At 66.8% G+C, this 18,381-nt stretch carries 24 protein-coding genes; 4 read left to right on the forward strand and 20 right to left on the reverse strand.

Features of this window, described 5'->3' with window-relative positions; all coding sequences use genetic code 11:
• Nucleotides 1-7 precede the first annotated feature (7 nt).
• The 20 genes from HY726_12965 to HY726_13060 all read right to left on the reverse strand — a co-directional run bounded on the left by HY726_12965 (nucleotide 8) and on the right by HY726_13060 (nucleotide 15,275).
• Nucleotides 8-298, reverse strand: a complete 291-nt coding sequence (locus tag HY726_12965) for a carboxymuconolactone decarboxylase family protein (GenBank protein ID MBI4609906.1) — start codon at nucleotides 296-298, stop codon at nucleotides 8-10.
• 36 nt (nucleotides 299-334) lie between these two features.
• Complete coding sequence (locus tag HY726_12970) at nucleotides 335-577, reverse strand: carboxymuconolactone decarboxylase family protein (GenBank protein ID MBI4609907.1); 243 nt, start codon at nucleotides 575-577, stop codon at nucleotides 335-337.
• Nucleotides 578-744: 167 nt separating this feature from the next.
• Complete coding sequence (locus HY726_12975) at nucleotides 745-1,665, reverse strand: M28 family peptidase (protein ID MBI4609908.1); 921 nt, start codon at nucleotides 1,663-1,665, stop codon at nucleotides 745-747.
• A 4-nt stretch (nucleotides 1,666-1,669) separates the two neighbouring features.
• Entirely contained in the window at nucleotides 1,670-2,482 is an 813-nt protein-coding gene (locus HY726_12980; GenBank protein ID MBI4609909.1) for an HAD family hydrolase, read from the reverse strand.
• Nucleotides 2,483-2,541: 59 nt separating this feature from the next.
• Nucleotides 2,542-2,811, reverse strand: a complete 270-nt coding sequence (locus tag HY726_12985) for a hypothetical protein (protein ID MBI4609910.1) — start codon at nucleotides 2,809-2,811, stop codon at nucleotides 2,542-2,544.
• A 5-nt stretch (nucleotides 2,812-2,816) separates the two neighbouring features.
• Nucleotides 2,817-3,044, reverse strand: coding sequence for a hypothetical protein (locus tag HY726_12990; GenBank protein ID MBI4609911.1), 228 nt, complete (start codon nucleotides 3,042-3,044; stop codon nucleotides 2,817-2,819).
• A 168-nt stretch (nucleotides 3,045-3,212) separates the two neighbouring features.
• Nucleotides 3,213-4,196 carry a site-specific DNA-methyltransferase gene (locus HY726_12995; protein MBI4609912.1) on the reverse strand — a complete coding sequence of 328 codons (984 nt, stop codon included), beginning with the start codon at nucleotides 4,194-4,196 and terminating at the stop codon, nucleotides 3,213-3,215.
• Nucleotides 4,197-4,343: 147 nt separating this feature from the next.
• Nucleotides 4,344-4,466, reverse strand: a complete 123-nt coding sequence (locus tag HY726_13000) for a hypothetical protein (GenBank protein ID MBI4609913.1) — start codon at nucleotides 4,464-4,466, stop codon at nucleotides 4,344-4,346.
• 55 nt (nucleotides 4,467-4,521) lie between these two features.
• Nucleotides 4,522-4,908 (reverse strand): nucleotidyltransferase domain-containing protein, encoded by a 387-nt coding sequence (locus HY726_13005; GenBank protein MBI4609914.1) that lies wholly within the window; start codon nucleotides 4,906-4,908, stop codon nucleotides 4,522-4,524.
• A 455-nt stretch (nucleotides 4,909-5,363) separates the two neighbouring features.
• Nucleotides 5,364-7,160: a DEAD/DEAH box helicase family protein gene (locus HY726_13010; protein ID MBI4609915.1), complete on the reverse strand. Its 1,797-nt coding sequence runs from the start codon at nucleotides 7,158-7,160 to the stop codon at nucleotides 5,364-5,366.
• A gap of 364 nt (nucleotides 7,161-7,524) precedes the next feature.
• Nucleotides 7,525-8,349 carry a site-2 protease family protein gene (locus HY726_13015; protein ID MBI4609916.1) on the reverse strand — a complete coding sequence of 275 codons (825 nt, stop codon included), beginning with the start codon at nucleotides 8,347-8,349 and terminating at the stop codon, nucleotides 7,525-7,527.
• 315 nt (nucleotides 8,350-8,664) lie between these two features.
• Nucleotides 8,665-9,123, reverse strand: a complete 459-nt coding sequence (locus tag HY726_13020) for a hypothetical protein (protein ID MBI4609917.1) — start codon at nucleotides 9,121-9,123, stop codon at nucleotides 8,665-8,667.
• Nucleotides 9,124-9,228: 105 nt separating this feature from the next.
• Nucleotides 9,229-10,443: a beta-ketoacyl-ACP synthase II gene (gene fabF / locus HY726_13025; protein ID MBI4609918.1), complete on the reverse strand. Its 1,215-nt coding sequence runs from the start codon at nucleotides 10,441-10,443 to the stop codon at nucleotides 9,229-9,231.
• A gap of 55 nt (nucleotides 10,444-10,498) precedes the next feature.
• The gene (acpP, locus tag HY726_13030; protein MBI4609919.1) at nucleotides 10,499-10,735 is read right to left on the reverse strand and encodes an acyl carrier protein; all 237 of its coding nucleotides are present in this window, start codon (nucleotides 10,733-10,735) and stop codon (nucleotides 10,499-10,501) included.
• 45 nt (nucleotides 10,736-10,780) lie between these two features.
• Nucleotides 10,781-11,536 (reverse strand): 3-oxoacyl-[acyl-carrier-protein] reductase, encoded by a 756-nt coding sequence (gene fabG, locus HY726_13035; protein ID MBI4609920.1) that lies wholly within the window; start codon nucleotides 11,534-11,536, stop codon nucleotides 10,781-10,783.
• A 5-nt stretch (nucleotides 11,537-11,541) separates the two neighbouring features.
• Nucleotides 11,542-12,480 (reverse strand): ACP S-malonyltransferase, encoded by a 939-nt coding sequence (gene fabD, locus HY726_13040; GenBank protein ID MBI4609921.1) that lies wholly within the window; start codon nucleotides 12,478-12,480, stop codon nucleotides 11,542-11,544.
• A complete protein-coding gene (locus HY726_13045) occupies nucleotides 12,477-13,457 on the reverse strand; it encodes a ketoacyl-ACP synthase III (protein ID MBI4609922.1) in 981 nt (326 codons plus the stop codon). Before HY726_13045 ends, fabD begins: the two co-directional genes overlap by 4 nt.
• Nucleotides 13,454-14,482 (reverse strand): phosphate acyltransferase PlsX, encoded by a 1,029-nt coding sequence (plsX, locus tag HY726_13050; GenBank protein ID MBI4609923.1) that lies wholly within the window; start codon nucleotides 14,480-14,482, stop codon nucleotides 13,454-13,456. The genes HY726_13045 and plsX overlap by 4 nt, the downstream gene beginning before the upstream one ends.
• Before the next feature lie 78 nt (nucleotides 14,483-14,560).
• Nucleotides 14,561-14,743 (reverse strand): 50S ribosomal protein L32, encoded by a 183-nt coding sequence (gene rpmF / locus HY726_13055; GenBank protein MBI4609924.1) that lies wholly within the window; start codon nucleotides 14,741-14,743, stop codon nucleotides 14,561-14,563.
• Nucleotides 14,744-14,756: 13 nt separating this feature from the next.
• Nucleotides 14,757-15,275 (reverse strand): DUF177 domain-containing protein, encoded by a 519-nt coding sequence (locus HY726_13060; GenBank protein MBI4609925.1) that lies wholly within the window; start codon nucleotides 15,273-15,275, stop codon nucleotides 14,757-14,759.
• A gap of 234 nt (nucleotides 15,276-15,509) precedes the next feature.
• Here HY726_13060 and htpX point away from each other — a divergent pair, with 234 nt between their 5' ends.
• The 4 genes from htpX to ccsA form a co-directional block, all read left to right on the forward strand.
• Entirely contained in the window at nucleotides 15,510-16,358 is an 849-nt protein-coding gene (htpX, locus tag HY726_13065; GenBank protein ID MBI4609926.1) for a zinc metalloprotease HtpX, read from the forward strand.
• 81 nt (nucleotides 16,359-16,439) lie between these two features.
• A complete protein-coding gene (ccmA, locus tag HY726_13070; protein ID MBI4609927.1) occupies nucleotides 16,440-17,189 on the forward strand; it encodes a heme ABC exporter ATP-binding protein CcmA in 750 nt (249 codons plus the stop codon).
• Entirely contained in the window at nucleotides 17,186-17,863 is a 678-nt protein-coding gene (locus HY726_13075; GenBank protein MBI4609928.1) for a heme exporter protein CcmB, read from the forward strand. The genes ccmA and HY726_13075 overlap by 4 nt, the downstream gene beginning before the upstream one ends.
• A 3-nt stretch (nucleotides 17,864-17,866) precedes the next feature.
• Nucleotides 17,867-18,381: cytochrome c biogenesis protein CcsA (gene ccsA, locus HY726_13080; protein ID MBI4609929.1), on the forward strand; the 515-nt coding region annotated here is incomplete at its 3' end.

Consider the following 18,381-nt stretch of genomic DNA (forward strand, 5'->3'; position numbering starts at 1 on the left):
CGTGAGACTACCGGGGGAGCGCGGGCGAGGACATGCCGGGGACGACGCAGAAGCCCTGGGCCTCGATCCCCAGCGCCACGTTGAACTTGCTCCTGAAGTTCTCCAGGGCGACCGCGGCGGCCAGCTCCACGACCTGTGCTTCGGAAAAGTGCGCCCGCGCCCGGGCGAACAGCTCGTCGCTGACCCGCTCGCCGGTGAGCGTCATCTTCTCGGCAAACTCCAGCGCCACCCGCTCCGTCTCGTCGAAGCGCCGGCTCTCCCTGAACCGGGCCACGTCCTGGATCTTCTCGATCGACACGCCGTATCGCATCCCCCGGGATGCGTTGATATCGATTCAGAAGGGGCAGCCGTTCAGGAGCGCCACCCGGAGGTACACCAGGCTGCGGAGCTGGGGGTCCAGGAGTCCCGACCGCTCCAGCGCGGCGGACAGCTGCCTCGCCGCCTGGAGAATGGGCGGGCAGTGGGCGTAGACCTTGGTGGTGTTGAGGAGTGTACCGACCGCCTCGCGCTCCTTCGCGAAGATCTCCTGGAGAACAGGGTCACCACCGTCGGTCTCGATCTCTCTTACCCTCGGCATCGCTCGCTCCCCCTCATGGTTCTCGATTGCACGTTATTGACTCGGGCCTCGCCTCGTGGCGGGCCTGCCTCCGGCATGGCCGACGCCCCTCGGCTCGAACCGCCACGCCTGCGGCTCCTCCGAACTCCCTCGGCTCGAAAATCTACTCGGCTCGAACTGCCATCGTCTCACCGGCCGGGCCGTCCCGACCCGCGAGCGAGCCAGGTCTCCAGCGCGGGGAGGGCATCGAGCAGGACCTCGCCCACGACCTTCAGGCTCTCGGGGGAGAGCTTGTCCAGCGTGTCCTCGGGCGTGTGCCAGTAGGGCCCGTAATCGAAATCGATCACAAGCGTCGCCGGAATTCCCGCGCGCAGGAACGGGGTGTGGTCGTCCTCGACTGCCAGGGTCTCGTCGAGAAAGTGCGCCTGGTAGCCGAGCCGCCGCGCGCTCCCCCAAATAAGATCGGTCAGCCAGCGCGTGGAGGCCGATTCGCGCCGGATGTTCAAGGCCTTGTCGCCGATCATGTCCACGACCACGACGGCCTTGAGCCGGGCCAGGTCGCCGCTGCGCCGGAGCTCGGACACCATGTGGCGGGAGCCGTAGATCCCGTCGGTGGCGCTCCACTCGCGCCAGGCCTCCTCACCGTCGAAGAAAACGACCCAGTACGTGAACTCGTGGGGCGCACGCGCCAGGCTTCGGGCCAGCTCGATCAGGAGCGCCGCGCTCGAGCCACCATCGTTGGCCCCGACGAAGCGGAAGTCGGCAAAGTACTTGGTGTCGTAGTGGCCACCCAGGAGGATGGCCTCGCGCCGCCTACCCGAGAGTTCGCCGATCACATTCACCATCCGGACCGAGCCGTCGGGGGTCTGGGCCGTGAATGCCTGCACCCGCGCCGGGATGCCCGCTCGCTTCAGCTCCCCGAGGATGTATTCACGGGCACGGGCGAGAGCAGCCGATCCCGCCGGGCGGGGCCCGAACGCCACGAGCCGCTCCACATGACTCCAGGCGGCGGCGGAGTCGAAGGCCGAGCCGCCGGTGACCACCGGGACCGACAGGCCCAGGGAGAGGACGGCCAGCAGAAGCAGCGAGCCGGGAGGCCGGAGGGACACCTCGTCACTCCGGCCGGAAGTGCTCGGGACAAAGCTCGGCCAGGACCGCGGCGAGCCCCCCCGACGCCGGCGGCGGGGCCACGCGGGATGCGGCGGCGCGGACGTGGGGCGGGGAATGGGACATCGCGATGCCGACGCCCGCAGCCTGGATCATCTCGATGTCGTTCTCCTGGTCGCCTGCCGCGATCACCCGCCCGAGGGGGATGCCCAGGTGTTGGGCGAGGACCCTGAGCGCCGCGCCCTTGGACGCGCCGGCGGGAAGCAGCTCGAGGTAGTCCGGCCGGCTCAGGACCAGCCGGGCGGTCCCCAGGGCGGGGCTGAGCCTCTCCCTGAGGCGTGGAAGCTCCGCCGGGTCGCCGATGAGGAGCGCCTTGACGAAGAAACCTTCCCGGAGAAAGGTCTCGCGGTCGGCGATCTCCACGGCCTCGAGCGCCTCTTCTTCGCAGTAGGTGAGAATCGGGCGAGTCTTCTCCAGGCAGTAGATGGTATCGCCCCGGTAGAAGAGCGGATCCACGGGCGCACCGGCAAAGACCGGGTAGAGGTCGCCGAGAAGGCCGGGCGGGAGCCAGCGGGCATAGAGCACGCCGCCGTTGCGGGGATCGCGGACCAGGGCGCCGTTGTAGAGGATCACGGGCGTGGAGATCTCGAAGCGCTCCCAGTACGGCCGCGTTGCTTGAGGCATCCGCCCCGTCGCCAGCGTCACCCTGAGCCCGCGGGCCATCGCCCGGCGGAGCCCGGTCTCGAGCGCCGGATCGATGCGCATGGCGTGGTCCAGGACGACCCCGTCCAGGTCGAGAACGAGGAGCTCGAAGGACATCGGCTACGCGTGCGAGGTCCCGGGATCGAGGAGGCGGACGGCACCGGCTTGGCCGAGCCTCATCCGCGTCCCGCGGCGTCGAAGCGGGCCGCGCACTCGGGGCCGCAGAAGTACCGCGTGTCCCCGCCGGCGCCGCGCGTCACGGCCCGCGAGCGCAGGACATAGGTCTGGCAGACCGGATCTTTTACCAGCTCGTCTCTCAGCGCTCGAGGCCGGGGGCGGGCACTCGCGCCGGCATGCGGCAGGCGCTGGCGGAGCGCCCACTTGAGGAGCGGCCAGAGGAGGAACGCAAAAACAAGAATCCAGCCGAGCAGGACGAGGCCGCGCATCGAGATCAGCGGTCCGCGGGACGGATCGCCAGGGCGCTGAGGAACTTCCGGTCCTGCGGGGTGAGCGTAGCTGTCGGGCTCTCGCTGTCGTCCAGCAGGAGACTCCCGGTGCCCGCGCCGCGCTTCAGGAGTTCCGCGACGAGGGCACGCGCAGCGTCGCCGGCGGCCAGCGAAACCTTGATCGCCCGGATCAGGTCGACCATCAGCGCCTGGACGTGGGGATCGCGCGACACCGGCAGCATCAGTTCGAGGGTACCATACCGGCCGGAGCGTGTCCTGTCAACTTCGCCGCCCGCCCAGCGCGCTCCGCTGGCAGGATCGCGCCGCCGACGCTCACGACCCCCCTGCGAGGTGACCATGCCCAGGGTGGCGCTCCTCGCCGCTGCGCTTAAGCTCGGGGCTTAGCCCTTCGGCAGGGTGACCAATACTTCTTCCCCCAGCATGTCGATGACCTTGACAGCAAGCGTCCCTTCGCCACGGCCTGCCGGGATCTCGTAGCGCCCTGCCACCAGGTCGGTCTTCCGTTCCGGCACGTCTGAGAGACCGATCCGGAACACCTTGCTATCATAATCGGGGTCGATCAACACGCAGTCCACCATGGCCCGCCAGTCGTCGATTTTAGGTTTCATGAGCCCCGCCTGCTCCTGGAGGCGCTCGATGATGCTAGGCGAGATAAAGTCCTCTATCTCGACGATCAGCGTATCGTTCTTCGGTACCGCTTTCACCCTGGCCCGGGCTGGCTGGTGCTGGAAGAACTTGCCGTACTTAGGGTCTGTCCGCAGCTCGATGACCTCGATCCGGTTCACCGCCGCCTTCCCTCTGCGCAGCCGGTTCCAGTCTTCGATCCACGCGTCCGCGGCCGGCTCCTTGCCCAGGCAGACAAGCACAATCGCCCGGTCCTCCCCCGGCCGAGCCTCCAGCTCGCGCTTGAGTTCCTCAAGATCAAGCAGCGTGAGCGGATGGTTGAAGGGAATGACTTTCACTAGCTTCTTGCCGAGCGTTCCGTCGAAGTAGCGGTCGGTCCTGGTCCGCGTCACCCCGATGTGCTCGCAGGCGAGGCTCACCGCCTCCTCGTGCTGAATCGCCAGATCGTAATCGTTGACGCGGTACACCGCAAAAGAGAGCTGGGCTGGCCCGGGCGCCTGTTCTTCCTCCGCGGTCACACCGGCCAGGGAGACCTGCTGCGCCGTTTGCGCTTGCTCGATCTGCTCCTGAATAATCGTCTGGAGGGGCTTGCTTGTGGTCTGGATCGCTCCTTTGTTCATGTCGCAGCCAATCCACCGTCTCCCCAGTTTCTGCGCTACTGCCGCCGTCGTGCCAGAACCAATGAAGCAATCAAGGACCAGATCGCCAGGGTTAGAACAGCACGAGATTATCCGCCTCAAGAGGTCTTCGGGCTTTTGAGTGGGATAACATGATTACGTCATGGTTTGCTGGGTACCGATGAGCTCTAGCCTTACTGCTTCCTGCAAAGGGTGAGCGCTTCCAGCAGATGGAGTTCTGGAAATTATCTTGTCCGAACAATTCGTCCATTAGGCACTGAATGTGGTGTGCCCTCCGAGTATCAACGTGAATTTCTCAGCGGCTTGCTGCGCGTGGAAGCTTACGAGCCGATACGATGGCATGGACCCATTGAGTATCAGATCGGCTGCCAAGAGATCCTCCTCTGCTGTCGCGAGCCACAGCTTAACCCAGTCCCACTGGATTTGCTCAGGGGTTCTCGTAGAGCAGCACCCCTTCTTTCCAGGCCGGATAGGCGAGGCCGCCGATGACCGTCTTGGTCTCCTCGAACTCCTCCTCGCCCATCACCCAGGGTTCCGCAACGACGCCAGCGCCCTCAAATACCCGATAGAGGGCGAGCAGGTTTGCCCGCTTCTCCTCTGGCGTCATGTGGCGGAAGACCACGAGCAGGTCGAAGTCGCTGTCCGGTCGCGCATCGCCCCGGGCTCGCGACCCGAACAGGATGATCCGCCGGACGCGGCTGCCGTCCGCCTGGAGGATCAGGTCTTTTAAATCAGTCTTGCCCGGGTCGGTCAGGCCACCGATGAAACAGATATCCTCCACCTCGGCCGGATGGAGATTGAGTTCCCTGAGCATCTGCCGGAAGAAGTCCATCTCTGGCGTGGAATCGAAGTTGTACGGATCATAGTGGAAGCCGAAGCTAGCAGGATTTTCTGTGAGCACCGTGCCGGCGCGGAGCAGGAGGCGCTCGCGGTCTTTCGGGTAGGTGATCTCGGCGGTATAGACCTCCACGCCCTCGCCCTCGGTCTTTCTGCTGAATCCTTCAGGCTTCACGAGCGCCAGCGCCCACTCGACCTTCTCCTCCCTAACCTCATAGCCCCGGGTCTGTTCGGTGATTTGTGCTGCCAGCTCCTCAAGGTGAGCCACGGGGACATCTTCGTCATCGCCGTAAAGCCGTCTCAATTCATCGTAGAGGGGCCACAGATCAAGGCGGAAGGCGGCGGCGAGGCTGACGGCGGCTTCGTAGCGGTCCATCGTGTCGGGCACAGCTTCTATTTGGATTGTCCCGCCGACCTGTTGGAGCAGCCTCCTCACGCCCTGCTGCGGGACGATGTCAAGACCGCCTTTGTGAGAACCGTCCTCTCCGAGTCGATCTTGGGCCGTTCGAGCCGGAGCGTGCGGCTGCCCACCCCGGCGGGAACGACGGTTCGGACGAGGCGCGTCAGGGTGACTGGGGGCAAGTCGCGCTTTCGCAGAATCAAGCGGGCGGACCCGGTTTCCCGCGTGGCACGGTCAAGGTCGGCGATGGTCTCGCCATATGTCTCCTGAAGCTGGCGGTCCAGGATCGAGCGGTTATCACGTGAGAGATAGATCCGCGCCTTCCTGTCGTTGCCAGGCACCTGGCGCAGGCACCGGGTCGCCGCCTGGAGAACGAAGTTGTTGCTGGTCCTGAGCCGGCGCGCCAGAGCGCAGGCAAAAAGGCTCAGGCAGTTCCAGCCTTCGGTGCCCTTGTTGACGAGCAGGATCACGCGGTGGGGCGCCTCCGGGTCGTTGAGCCGGTTGAAGGCGTCCACCTCCTCCTTTGGAGACTCCGAGGTGTTCCGCAAACACGCGGCAGGGGACTGACCGACCTTCACCAGCGCAGCATCAATGACCGGGCGCAGCTCCTCGAGATCGTCAGTCTGTGGAAAGTAGATCGCCAGTCTCGCTGGCGCGCCGTTCAGGAGCTGCAACTTCCCGTAGTCTTTGAAGAAGTCCTCGATGACATGGCTCACGTAGGCTCCTGTGCTCTCCTCGAAATCAAACGCCTGGATGTTGCCAGAGACATCTTTAAGTATGTTGTCTCGGATCCCTTCGGAGAGCCCGTACCAGATCACGACGTCCTTTAGGGGCTGACGCCGAAAATACGGGGTCCCGGTGGTGTTGACGACGCACACGACCTTCGTATTCGCCGCCAGGTAGTCCACCGTCCTTCGAACTTTCTTCAACTCCGCTTGCAGTGACTGGCCGTAGGTATGATGGGCTTCGTCCGAAAAGACAGCGAGTTGGGGCAACGACGCGATCGCCCGGAGCCGTAGGTTCGCCACTTCGGCCCGCGCTTCGTCCTCCCGCCCTCGAGTCAGGAGGTCGCCCAGATCGCTCCGCCGAATCGTTTCCTTCTGGATTCGGATCTTCTCAGTATTCGTCACGACGACGTTGTAAAGGCTCCCCCTGACCACGGGAATGTCCTTCTCCCCGTCTCGGGTGAACGTGAGCTTGATCGAGGCCGAAAACCACCTATAGAGCCGCGGCGGCAGGATTCTCTCGTAGGGGACAGCGGCTAACTCTTTAAGCGACTCGATAATTGTCTTCCCGGGCGCGAAGACAAGGGCATTCTGGACGAACGGGCCATCCGGATACTCCAGCGCCATCGCGAACTCGGTGGCAAAGATGGCGCCGATGAGGATGGTCTTCCCCGCCCCCATTGCCAGCGCCAGAATGTAGCTCGGATAGTCCAGCGTCAGTGTCTCTCGGACGCTCTCCAGGCGAAACTCTCGCAGGAAGCGGTCGTCGGTCTTGATCCGCTGCCACAGGGAATCGAGCGGCTGACCGGCCACGAGCTTCATGATCTGGGGAGCAATGAGGCCGAGGGCCTCGAGGAGCTCCGCCGGGTTGGGGAAAAGCTTCTGATACAGCGCGAAGATATGCGGAGTATCTTCGACCAGTCGTAAGTACCAGTACGTTTCGAGCGCCCGGAGTTGCGGCTTTCTGAGAAATCTTAGGGCGCCCGTTTCCGGGTCACTAGCCCATTCGAAGATCTCTGCAATTGCAGAGTAGTCGGGCGAGGGGTAACCATCCGCGCGCCACTGGTCCACTTTCCGGCTGAGGACCTGATGCAGGTGGCTCATCTCGTGAGAATTTTACATGAATCGCCCGCCGTCGTGACCACTAATTGCGGGAGAAGACACTCGTGGGAGCTGCTCGGCGGCGGGGCGCTGGTGGGCGAGTTGCTAGAGACCCCCGGCCCAGTGCGAGCCCACCCCCTCCGTGAGCCCGCCGCCCCGGGCGGACTGCGGACGCTTCGGCGGCGGGTTCGGGCGAGATAGGAGCGTGTCGGAGTAATACCTTTCGAGCGCGGGCTTCGCCCGCGCAACCAACTCGGTCCTCGCCTCGTGGCTCTCCTCGCCTGCGGCTCGTCGGCAGCCCCTCGGCTCGAACCACCATTCCTGGGGGAGGCCTCGGAGGGGGCCGTCGAGGCCCCCTCCGACTGAGTTATTGGACCTGGATCGGGATGGGCGGGATCAGCAGGACGAGGAGGAAGAGGCAGAAGCCGCCCACGACGCGACGCCCCGGCGAGAGCGGCGTGAGATCGTCCAGCGGAGGGGTATGGTCGAAGCCGATGAGGAAGAAGAGGAGCGCGGCCCACACGAACCAGTTCACCGACCGCGTGACGACGCCGAGCACGAGGAGCGCGGCGAACGTCGCCCGGTAGACTTTCCGGTGGTGCGCCCCGAAGAGCGCATAGGCGATGCGGCCGCCGTCGAGCTGGCCCACGGGGAAGAGGTTCAGGGCGGTCACGAAGAGACCCAGCCAGCCGGCGAGCCCCACCGGGTGGATCAGGACGTCTGTCCCTTCGGGGATCGAGCCGAAGGTCAGGTAGACCAGAAAGCGCATCAGGAGCGAGTCGCCGAAGACGAGCCCGCCGAAGTCCGGCGGGATCGCGACGATTCGCGACCAGGAGAGTCCCAGGAGCAGCACCGGCACGGCGACAACGAGCCCCGCCAGCGGCCCCGCCGCTGCGATATCGAACAGGGAGTTCCGGTCACGGGCCGGTGACTTCAGCTTGATGATGGCCCCGAGCGTGCCGAAGAAGAACGGCGGCGGGGCGGGAATGAAGTACGGGAGGCTCACCGCCGCGCCGTAATACCGCGCCGTGAAGTAGTGGCCGAACTCGTGGGTGCCGAGCATCGAGAGGAGGGCGAAGGCGAAGCTCACCCCCTGCCAGAGCCGTTCCGGATCCCCGAGCGGGTTGAACGTCCCGGATCCCGCCCAGACCGTCGACACGCAGGTCGCCAGGAACAGAACCAGGTTGACCATCGGGTTCCCGGCCTCGGTCACCGCGGCGAGCGGCAGCGCGTGGATCCAGACCTTGCCCCCCTCTGCCCTCAGAAACGGGGTGTAGCCGAACGGTTTGAAGCGGAGCTCCAGGAGGTTCAGGGCGCGCGCCGGCGTCATCAGCAGCACGCCGCCGAAAATCACCATGGGACCCCGGACGTGCTGCTCCTGCACGCTGAAAACGTCCTCGACATTCCTGCGGAGGACGTCCTGGAAGACCGCGAGCTCCGGGACGGGGGCGATCGGAGACCGGACGCGACGCGCACGCGAGAACGGCCAGAGGCGCATGGATTGAGGTTACCACACCGCGAGGCGCGCAACTATCGCCCGGGCGGCGGCCAGCCCGCCGTCCAGGTAGACGGCGCCCAGGACAGCCTCGAACGCGCTTGCCAGCATCGATTCCTTTTCGCTCCCGCCGCTCAGCAGCTCACCCCGCCCGAGCCGGAGGAGCGGCCCCAGCTCGAGGTCCACCGCCCAGCGCGCGAGCGTCGGCCCTGCCACCAGCTCGGCACGCCGGGAGGTCAGGGGGCCGACCGACTCCTCGGGCAGCGCCGTGAAGAGCCGCTCCGTCACCACGAGCGCCAGCACCGCGTCGCCGAGCCACGCGAGCTGCGCGTTGTCGGGCTCGGGCGGGTGCTCGTGGGCATACGACGCGTGGGTGAGCGCGCAGAGCACCAGCGCGCGATCCCGGAACTCGTAGCCCAGGCGCTGCTCCAGCGCCCCGAGCGCGTCAAGGAGGTCTGCGTCGGAAGCCAAGGTCTGAGAGAAACTCGGAGCCACGCCCCCCTTCCGAACCTCGCCCCTCGATCGCGCGAGCCGGGTACCCACGGCGGGGCCACGGGTGCGCACCCGAACGAGAGGCTACGGTTGGTACCGCCGAAAGACGAGCGTGGCGTTGGTCCCGCCGAAGCCGAAGGCGTTGGACACCGCCACCTCCACCTCCTGTTTGCGGGCCTGGTTCGGCACGTAGTCCAAGTCGCACTCGGGGTCCGGCGTCTCGTAGTTGATCGTCGGGGGGAGCAGGCCGTGGTAGATGGCCAGGATCGTCGCGATGGCCTCGACCCCGCCCGCGGCGCCGAGAAGGTGACCGATCATCGACTTGGTCGATGAGACGGCCAGCTCGTTGGCGTGCGTTCCGAACACCCGCCGGATCGCCATCGTCTCGAACTTGTCGTTGTACGGCGTGGACGTGCCGTGGGCGTTGATGTAGCCGACGACCGTAACCGGGAGGCCGGCGTCCTTGAGGGCGCTCGCCATCGCGCGGGACGCGCCGTCCCCCTCGGGATCGGGCGCGGTCATGTGGTAGGCGTCCGAGCTCATGCCGTAGCCGACGATCTCGGCGTAGATGCGCGCGTCCCGCCTCGCGGCATGCTCGAGCGATTCGACCACCAGGAGCCCGCCCCCTTCCCCGCACACGAAACCGTCGCGGTTGGCATCGAAGGGGCGCGAGGCCTTCGTCGGCTCGTCGTTTCGCGTGGACATCGCCTTCATCTGACAGAACCCGGCGATGGTGAGGGGACAGATGATCGCTTCGGCGCCGCCCGCGATCATGACGTCCGCGTCGCCGCGCTGGATGATCTTGAACGCGTCGCCGATCGCGTGGTTGCCGGTCGCGCACGCCGTGACCACGGCGGAGTTGGGCCCCTTCGCTCCGTACCGCATGGAGATCAGACCGGACGCCATGTTGATGATCAGCATCGGGATGAAGAACGGCGAGACCCGATCGGGCCCTTTCGCGTTCAGCGTGTCGTGGGAATCGAGAAGCGTCTGGATCCCGCCGATCCCGGATCCGACCAGGACGCCGAAGCGCGTCCCGTCCACCTTCGAGACGTCGAGCCCGGCGTCCTCCACGGCCATGCTGGCGCACGCGATCGCGTACTGGAGGTACGGATCGAGCCGGCGTGCCTCCTTCTTGTCCACCCACTTCAGCGGATCGAAGTCCTTGACTTCCCCGGCGATGCGTGTCGTGTAGCCGCTCGGGTCGAACCGGGTGATCGGTCCGATGCCGGAGCGCCCTTGGGTGATGGCCGCCCAGAACTCTTCGGCGGAGTTTCCGACCGGCGTCACCGCCCCCATCCCGGTGATGACGACTCGCCGCGTGTTCACGGAATCACCTCGCCCGCCGCGACGCTCAGGTGTTGTCTTTGATGTACTGGATGGCGTCCCCGACGGTCGCGATCTTCTCCGCGTCCTCGTCCGGGATCTCGATGTCGAACTCCTCCTCGAACGCCATCACGAGCTCGACCGTGTCCAGGGAGTCCGCCCCCAGGTCCTCGATGAACTTCGCGGTCGGGATTACCTCTTCCTCTTCCACCCCGAGCTGCTCGCAGATGATTTCCTTGACCCGCTCCTCGATCGGCTTCGCCATGACGGCCTCCTGAACTGGGAAATATATTTTCTGGCAGAGACAGCCCTACATGTAGAGCCCGCCGTCCACGTGGATCACCTGCCCCGTCACGTAGCTGGCACCGTCCTGGGCCAGGAAGCGAACCACCTGCGCCACGTCGTGAGCGAGCCCGATCCGCTTCAGGGGCACCTGGGCCAGAAGCGCCTCCCGCGCCTCGGCGGGGATCGCCGCGGTCATGTCCGTGTCGATGAGCCCCGGAGCTACCGCGTTCACCAGGATACCCCAGTGCGCGAGCTCGCGGGCCGCCGCCTTCGTGAGCCCGATGAGCCCCGCTTTGGCGGCCGTATAGTTCACCTGTCCCGCGTTCCCCATGACCCCCGCGACGGACGCGATGTTGATGATCCGCCCGCCCTTCTGACGCATCATGACCTTGGACACCGCACGCGTCATCAGGAACGCGCCGCGGAGGTTCACGTTCAGCACCTCGTCCCAGTCCTCGTCCTTCATCCGCACCAGAAGCGCGTCCCGGGTGATCCCGGCGTTGTTCACCAGGATGTCGATGCGGCCGAACCGGTCCCGCGTCTGCGCGACGATCCGGTCCACGTCCTCGCGGCGCGCGATGTCCCCGGGCGCCGCGAGGACGGGCGCGCCGCACGCCTCGAGCTCTTTGGCGGCGACGTCCAAGCGCGTCGCGTCGCGTCCCGACACTATCACGGAGGCCCCGTCCTGCGCCAGGCATGCGGCCACCGCCCGCCCGATGCCGCGGCTCGCACCGGTGACGATGGCGACACGCCCCTCGAGCCCTTTGCCGTCGCCCGGCACGACCACTACCCGCCGAGGTCCGCTAGGGCCTTCTCCAGGCTCGGCGGATCTTCGACCGCGTACCCTTTGACGCCGTCGGCGATCCGCTTCAGGAGAGCCGTGAGCACGCGTCCTGGCCCTACCTCGAGAAAGAGGGTCGCGCCCTCTTCGACCATCCGGGTCACGCAGGCAGCCCACCGGACCGGGCTCGCCACCTGGCGAACGAGGAAGGGAATCACGTCGTCGGCTGTGGTCGTGAGGCCGGCGTCCACGTTCCGGACGACGGGGACGTTCGGCGGCGAGACGACGACGCGCTCCAGCTCCCGTGCGAGTCGCTCGGCTGCCGGCTGCATCAGCGGGCAGTGGAACGGCGCGCTCACCGGAAGGAGCACGCTCCGGCGCCCACCGCGCTCGGCGGCCAGCGCGACTGCACGCTCGACGGCGACCCTGTGACCCGCGACGACGATCTGGGTCGCCGCGTTGATGTTGGCGACCGTCACGATCTCGGAGGGGCGCGTCGCCTCCCGGCAGAGCGCCTCCACCGCCAGCAGCTCTATGCCCAGGATGGCGGCCATGGCGCCGACCCCCACCGGGACCGCCTCCTGCATGAACTCGCCCCGCTTCCGGACGACTCGCACGGCGTCGCCGAACGACATCGCGCCCCCGACGACCAGGGCCGCGTACTCCCCGAGGCTGTGGCCCGCCGCCAGCGCGGGGGCGATCCCGCGTTCCGCCAGCACGTGAGCGGCGGCCACGCTCGCCGTCAGGATCGCCGGCTGGGTGTTCGCCGTCAGCTGGAGCTCGGCCTCGGGCCCGTCGAAGCAGAGCCTGGCCAGGTCCAGACCGAGAGCGTCACTCGCCTCAGCGTAGAGCGCGCGCACGCCGGCGGAGGCATCGTAGAAGCCCCTGCCCATCCCGACCGCCTGCGAGCCCTGCCCGGGGAAGAGGAAGGCGAGCTTCATCACCAGCGGAGGAGGGCCGAACCCCACGCGAAGCCGCCGCCGAAGGCCGCGAGGAGCACGAGGTCGCCGCGCTTGATTCGCCCGCCGGTCACCGCCTCCTCGAGCGCGACGTAGACGGAAGCGGCACCGGTGTTGCCGTAGCGGTCCACGTTGACGAAGACCCGCTCCATGGGCAATCCGACCCGCTTCGCTGCCGCCTCGATGATCCGGAGGTTGGCTTGATGGGGGATGAAGAGGTCCACGTCGGCGGCGGCCAGCCCGTGACGGGCGAGCAGGCCCGACGTGGAATCGACGAACATGCGGACGGCGACCTTGAAGACCTCGTTGCCCTTCATCTTCGCGTAGTGCATCCGCGCGTCCACGGTCTCGCGCGTCGCCGGATGCCGGGAGCCCCCGCCGGGCATGTACAGCAGATCCCAGTACTGGCCGTCGGAGTAAAGTTCGGCGTCGAGCAGCCCACTGCCATCGTCGCTAGGCTCGAGCACCGCTGCCCCGGCCGCATCCGCCAGCAGCACGCAGGTCCCGCGATCCGTCCAGTCGGTGATCCGCGAGAGCGTCTCGGCGCCGATGCAGAGCACCCGCCGGTACTTCCCGGTCTGGATGAACTGGGCGCCGATCGTCATGCTGTAGACCGATGCCGCGCACGCCGCGAGCACGTCGACCGAGCCCACGCGCCGGCAGCCGAGCCGCTGCTGGACCAGGTTCCCGACGGAGGGAAAGAACATGTCGGGTGTCGTGGTGCCGACCACGATGAAGTCGATGTCCTCGGGCCCGAGGCCGGCCCGCTCGAGCGCCTGCTGGGCGGCGCGCACGGCGAGGTCTGACGTCGCCTCGCCGTCGTCGACGATGCGGCGCTCCCGGATGCCGCTGCGCTGCACGATCCACTCGTCGCTCGTCTCGATCATCTTCTCGAGGTCCGCGTTCGTCAGGATGCGCTTGGGTGCATAGGACCCGACGCCGGTGATCTTCGCGCGCGTCATTCGCGGCCTCCGTCCCGGCCGTCCCCGGCCAGCGTGGCCTCCTCCTCCAGGGCGGCCTTGATGTGCTCGTTGACGTTCTGCTGCACCCACTCGGCGGCGACACGGACCGCATTCTTGACCGCCTTCGGCGGCGAGTTCCCGTGGCAGATGATGGCCGCGCCGTTGATACCGATGAGCGGCGCGCCGCCCATTTCGGTGTAGTCCACGCGCTTCTTGAAGCGCGCGAAGGCGGGCCCGGACAAGAGGGCACCCACCCGGGACCGGACGTCGCGCCCGAGCTCCTCCTTGATCATGGCCCCGATCATCTCGGCGAGGCTCTCCGAGATCTTGAGCGCCACGTTGCCCGTGAACCCGTCGGTCACGACGACATCGCAGTTCCCGTTGTACATGTCACGGCCTTCCACGTTGCCGACGAAGTTGAGCGACGAGAGCTTGAGCTCCTCGAAGGCTTCCTTGGTCAGCTCGTTCCCCTTCCCCTCCTCCTCCCCGACCGAGAGGAGCCCGACCCGAGGCCTGCCCTTGTCCAGGATGTCCTTGGCGTAGCAGTGGCCCATGACCGCGAACTGCACGAGGTGACGCGGCTTGGGATCCACGATGGCGCCCGCGTCGATGAGGACGGTGTAGCCGGTGAGGCTCGGAAGCAGCACCGCGATGGCCGGTCGGTCGACGCCGGGGAGCACGCCCAGCACGAACATCGCCGTGGCCATCGCGGCTCCCGTGTTGCCCGCGGACACGAAGGCGCCAGCCTCCCCTTCCTTGATCAGGTCGGCCGAAACCCGGAGCGAGGAATCGCGTTTCCGTCGCAGCGCCTGGGACGGCGGCTCCGCCATCCCGACCACCTGCGAGGCGTGGCGGACACGGACCGGCAGGTTCCCGACGCAGTGGCGGGCGAGCTCGCGCTCGATCGCACCCTGATCCCCGACGAGGATGACCGGAAGCCCGTGTTCACGCGCCGCCGCCACGGCGCCTTCGACGACCACGGTCGGGCCGTAGTCGCCTCCCATGGCGTCCACCGCGATGTTCAAGGACTTAGCCAACGAACGACCGTGGCCTTGCACCGGAGAGGGCTCCGCGTCGCCGGCCCCGGTCTCCCCCGGCAGCGATCAGGCCTCTTCGACGGAGAGAACCTCCCGCCCCCGGTAGTAGCCGCAATGCGGGCAGACGCGGTGCGGCAGCTTCGTTTCCCGGCACTGCGGGCAGACGGAGAGCGTGGGAAGGGCGAGCTTGTAGTGGGTCCGGCGCTTCCGGCCACGAGTTTTCGAGTGACGCCGTTTGGGGAGGGCCATCGTGGATTCGCTCCTATCGTGACGACATTCGCTCCGCGAGGGTTTTGAGCACGGCCAGCCGCGGATCGGGACGCCGCGCCTCGCAGTCGCAGGGCGTGACGTTGCGGTTGCCGCCGCAAACGGGGCAGAGCCCCCGGCATCCTTCGCGGCAGAGGGGCTTCATCGGAAGCCCCAGCATCGCTTCGGTCTGGATCAACCGATCCAGATCCAGGAGATCCTGGTCGTAGAAGTCCAGCTCCAGGTCGTCGGCCGTCAACTCCACCTGCTCGTCCCGCCGCCACAGGGGGCGGGGCGCGAACCGGGTGTCCATTTCCGCTGCGATGCGGGAGACGAACGCTTCGAGGCACCGCCCGCAGAGCTGGGGCACGCGGGCCGCCAGCCGCCCGCGCACCAGCACATCATCGCCATCCTTTTCGACGAACAGGGAGAGATCCTCCAAGAGCCAGGACGAGTCCGTGAAGGGCCGAGGAAATGCTTTCACGCCCTCTACCCGAAGCCCCTCTTCCGGAATTTCGGACACCCGGATGACCATGTCAGGTCCCGTGTAACCTTCTATGAATAAAGGAGTTTTCCACAATCGGCTCAGTATAAACTTCGCTAAATCCCCTTGTCAAGGGAAATCCCCAGTCCGAGGCACGAAATGTCGTAGGCTTGACTAGCTCAAACCGGATTGCTAGTATTCAAACGAGTTCGACGATACCCTCTTAGGTGTTTCTCCGGCGAAGCAGAGCTAAGGGGTAGAGACAGTGATAAAGGGAGGGATCGTATGTCCAGCGTTTTCAAGACCGGCATCCTCCTCGCAGCCCTGACTGCGCTCCTCGTCTTGATCGGCGGCGCGCTCGGCGGCCAGCAGGGCATGGTTGTGGCCTTTCTGTTCGCCCTGGTCATGAACCTGGCGAGTTACTGGTTCTCCGACAAGATCGTCCTCGCCATGTACGGCGCGAAACCCATCGAAGAGGCCGAAGCGCCCGCGCTCTACCGGATCGTCCGCACGCTCGCCACGCGAGCCGGCATCCCCATGCCGCGGGTCCACCTGATCCCGAGCGAGGCCCCGAACGCCTTCGCCACCGGCCGGAACCCCCAGCACGCGGCGGTAGCGGTCACCGAAGGGATCATGCGGCTGCTCGACGAACACGAGCTCGAGGGCGTGCTGGCCCACGAACTGGCCCACGTCAAGAACCGCGACGTCCTGATCTCCACCGTCGCGGCCACGCTGGCCGGCGCGATCACCTACCTCGCGCATATGGCCCAGTGGGCCGCGATCTTCGGCGGTGGCCGGCGCGACGACGAGGAGGAAGGTGGCAGCGCCTTCGGCGCTATCCTCATGGCGATCCTGGCGCCCGTCGCGGCGATGCTGATCCAGCTCGCCGTCTCCCGCGCCCGCGAGTATCAGGCCGACGCCACAGGCGCCCGGCTGGCAGGGCAGCCCTGGGGCCTCGGCAAGGCGCTCGAGAAGCTCCACACGGCCTCCCAGCTCGTCCCGATGGATGCGAGCCCGGCGACGGCCCACCTGTTCATCGTGAACCCGCTCACCGGCGGGTCCTGGGTGACCCTGTTCTCCACGCACCCGCCCATCGAAGAGCGCATCGCGCGTCTCCGCGCGATGCGCTTCTAGCGAGAGCAGACGGCCGACGGGGAAGACCGCGTGGTCTTCCCCTTTTTCGTTTCCGCGTGCACCTTGACCCTTCTCCGGCCCATGAGGGACAATACCTTCGAGGCGTGGACCCACTTGCCAACCTCCATGGTGACCGTTACCGGGCTCAGGAAATCGTTCGGGGCCGCCGTCGTGCTGGAGGATGTGCGCTTTGAGCTCCGCGAGCGCGAATGCCTGGCGCTTCTCGGCGCCAACGGCGCCGGGAAAACGACGCTGCTCAAGATTCTGGCGACGCTCCTGCGCCCGTCGAGAGGCTCGGTGACGGTGAACGGCCAGGACGCCGTGCGCGACCCCGAGACGGTGCGGGCGTCGCTCGGATTCCTGGGTCACAGCACGTACCTCTACGAGGACCTGACGGCGGTCGAGAACCTCCGCTTCTGGGCGACGCTGCGCGGACTCGAGGCCGGACCGGTGCGGCTCCAGGAGGCACTGGCCCACGTCGAGCTAGACAGCGTGGCGGGCGAGCGCGTGCGGACCTTTTCGAGCGGGATGAAGCGGCGGCTCGCGCTGGCGCGCGTGCTCCTGAGCACGCCGCGCCTCCTGCTCCTCGACGAGCCGTTCGCCGGACTGGACCAGCGGGGCAAGAAGTGGCTGGAAGGGGTCCTGGTCGGCTTCAAAGAACGCGGCGGCGCCGTGCTGATGACGACGCACAGTTTCGGTCGCGGGCTCTCCATCGCCGACCGGGTGGCGATCCTGGCCGGTGGCCGGATCATCCTCGACCGGCCGCGCACCGACCTGTCGCTGGAAGAGCTTCGCCGGCTCTATGCCCTCCACACCGAGGAAGCCGGATGACCTACGCCCGGCGGGCGTGGATCGTGCTCTGGAAGGACCTGCTCACCGAGGGGCGCTCCAAGGAGAGCCTCAACGCGCTCGCCTTCTTCTGCCTGGTGCTCCTCCTGCTCTTCGAGTTCGCGCTCGGCGCGGATCGCGAGCGCCTAGCCGCGGCCCTCCCCGGCCTGCTCTGGCTCGGGTTCATCCTGGCAGGGCTCCTCGGGTTGGGGCGGACCGTTCTCGCCGAGCGGGAGAACGACTGCTGGGAAGGGCTCCTCCTCACCCCGGGGGACAAGTCGGCCATCTACCTCGGCAAGCTGGCCGGCAACTTCCTCCTGATGGTCACGGTCGAGGCCATCCTGCTGGCCCTCTTGTCGATCTTCTACAACTTGGACGTCTGGCGCGCACTCGGCCCCCTCGCCGTGGTCAGCGTCTTCGGCACGATCGGGCTCGCGGCGATCGGCACCCTCTTCGCGGCCATCACGGCCCAGGTTCGCGCGCGGGAGCTCCTCTTCCCGCTCCTGCTCCTGCCGGTCCAGGTTCCGGTGCTGCTCGCGACGGTCAAGGCGACGGAGGCGGTGCTCACCGGTCAAGCGCTGGGTGAGGTCAGCCACTGGCTCCACCTCCTCGCCGCGGCCGACGTCATCTACCTGGTCGTGGGCCTCTTGACCTTCGAGTTTATATTGGAGGCGTGATTCGTGACACGCATCCTCGGCTGGTTGGCCGCCCTCGCGATCGTCCTGGGGCTCGTCCTCGGCTTCGGCTACGCCCCGCGCGAGGCCACACAGGGGAATGTCCAGCGGATCATGTACCTCCACGTGCCGGCCATCTTCGTCGCCTACCTGGCGTTCACCGTCGTTCTCGTTGCCTCCGTCGTCTACCTCTGGAAGCGCCGCGACGCTGCGGACCGGCTCGCCCACGCCTCTGCGGAGATTGGCGTGCTCTTCACAGCGATCAACATCGTCACCGGTTCCATCTGGGGAAAGCCCACTTGGGGAACCTGGTGGACGTGGGACGCTCGGCTCACCAGCGTGACGATCATGTTCGTCATCTACGTCGGCTACCTCTTGCTGCGGCGCATGGTGGAGGAGCCGGAGCGTGCCGCGCGGTACGCGGCGGTGCTGGGGATCATCGGCTTCCTCGACATCCCGATCGTGCACTTCTCGGTCAAGTGGTGGCGGACGCTGCATCAGCCATCCACCCTCCTGGGCCC

The organism is Candidatus Rokuibacteriota bacterium (genome assembly GCA_016209385.1).
Lineage (GTDB): Bacteria > Methylomirabilota > Methylomirabilia > Rokubacteriales > CSP1-6 > JACQWB01.

Bases quoted from the DNA above. Each gene is read 5' to 3' on its own strand.
- HY726_13045 (MBI4609922.1), bottom strand. From the start codon at position 13,457: ATGACGCGCGCGAAGATCACCGGCGTCGGGTCCTATGCACCCAAGCGC.
- HY726_13015 (MBI4609916.1), bottom strand. From the start codon at position 8,349: ATGGTCAACCTGGTTCTGTTCCTGGCGACCTGCGTGTCGACGGTCTGG.
- HY726_12980 (MBI4609909.1), bottom strand. From the start codon at position 2,482: ATGTCCTTCGAGCTCCTCGTTCTCGACCTGGACGGGGTCGTCCTGGAC.
- htpX (MBI4609926.1), top strand. From the start codon at position 15,510: ATGTCCAGCGTTTTCAAGACCGGCATCCTCCTCGCAGCCCTGACTGCG.
- HY726_12970 (MBI4609907.1), bottom strand. From the start codon at position 577: ATGCCGAGGGTAAGAGAGATCGAGACCGACGGTGGTGACCCTGTTCTC.
- fabF (MBI4609918.1), bottom strand. From the start codon at position 10,443: ATGGGGGCGGTGACGCCGGTCGGAAACTCCGCCGAAGAGTTCTGGGCG.
- rpmF (MBI4609924.1), bottom strand. From the start codon at position 14,743: ATGGCCCTCCCCAAACGGCGTCACTCGAAAACTCGTGGCCGGAAGCGC.
- acpP (MBI4609919.1), bottom strand. From the start codon at position 10,735: ATGGCGAAGCCGATCGAGGAGCGGGTCAAGGAAATCATCTGCGAGCAG.
- HY726_13005 (MBI4609914.1), bottom strand. From the start codon at position 4,908: ATGCTCAGGGAACTCAATCTCCATCCGGCCGAGGTGGAGGATATCTGT.
- HY726_13010 (MBI4609915.1), bottom strand. From the start codon at position 7,160: ATGAGCCACCTGCATCAGGTCCTCAGCCGGAAAGTGGACCAGTGGCGC.
- HY726_12985 (MBI4609910.1), bottom strand. From the start codon at position 2,811: ATGCGCGGCCTCGTCCTGCTCGGCTGGATTCTTGTTTTTGCGTTCCTC.
- HY726_13060 (MBI4609925.1), bottom strand. From the start codon at position 15,275: ATGGTCATCCGGGTGTCCGAAATTCCGGAAGAGGGGCTTCGGGTAGAG.
- ccmA (MBI4609927.1), top strand. From the start codon at position 16,440: ATGAGGGACAATACCTTCGAGGCGTGGACCCACTTGCCAACCTCCATG.
- HY726_13075 (MBI4609928.1), top strand. From the start codon at position 17,186: ATGACCTACGCCCGGCGGGCGTGGATCGTGCTCTGGAAGGACCTGCTC.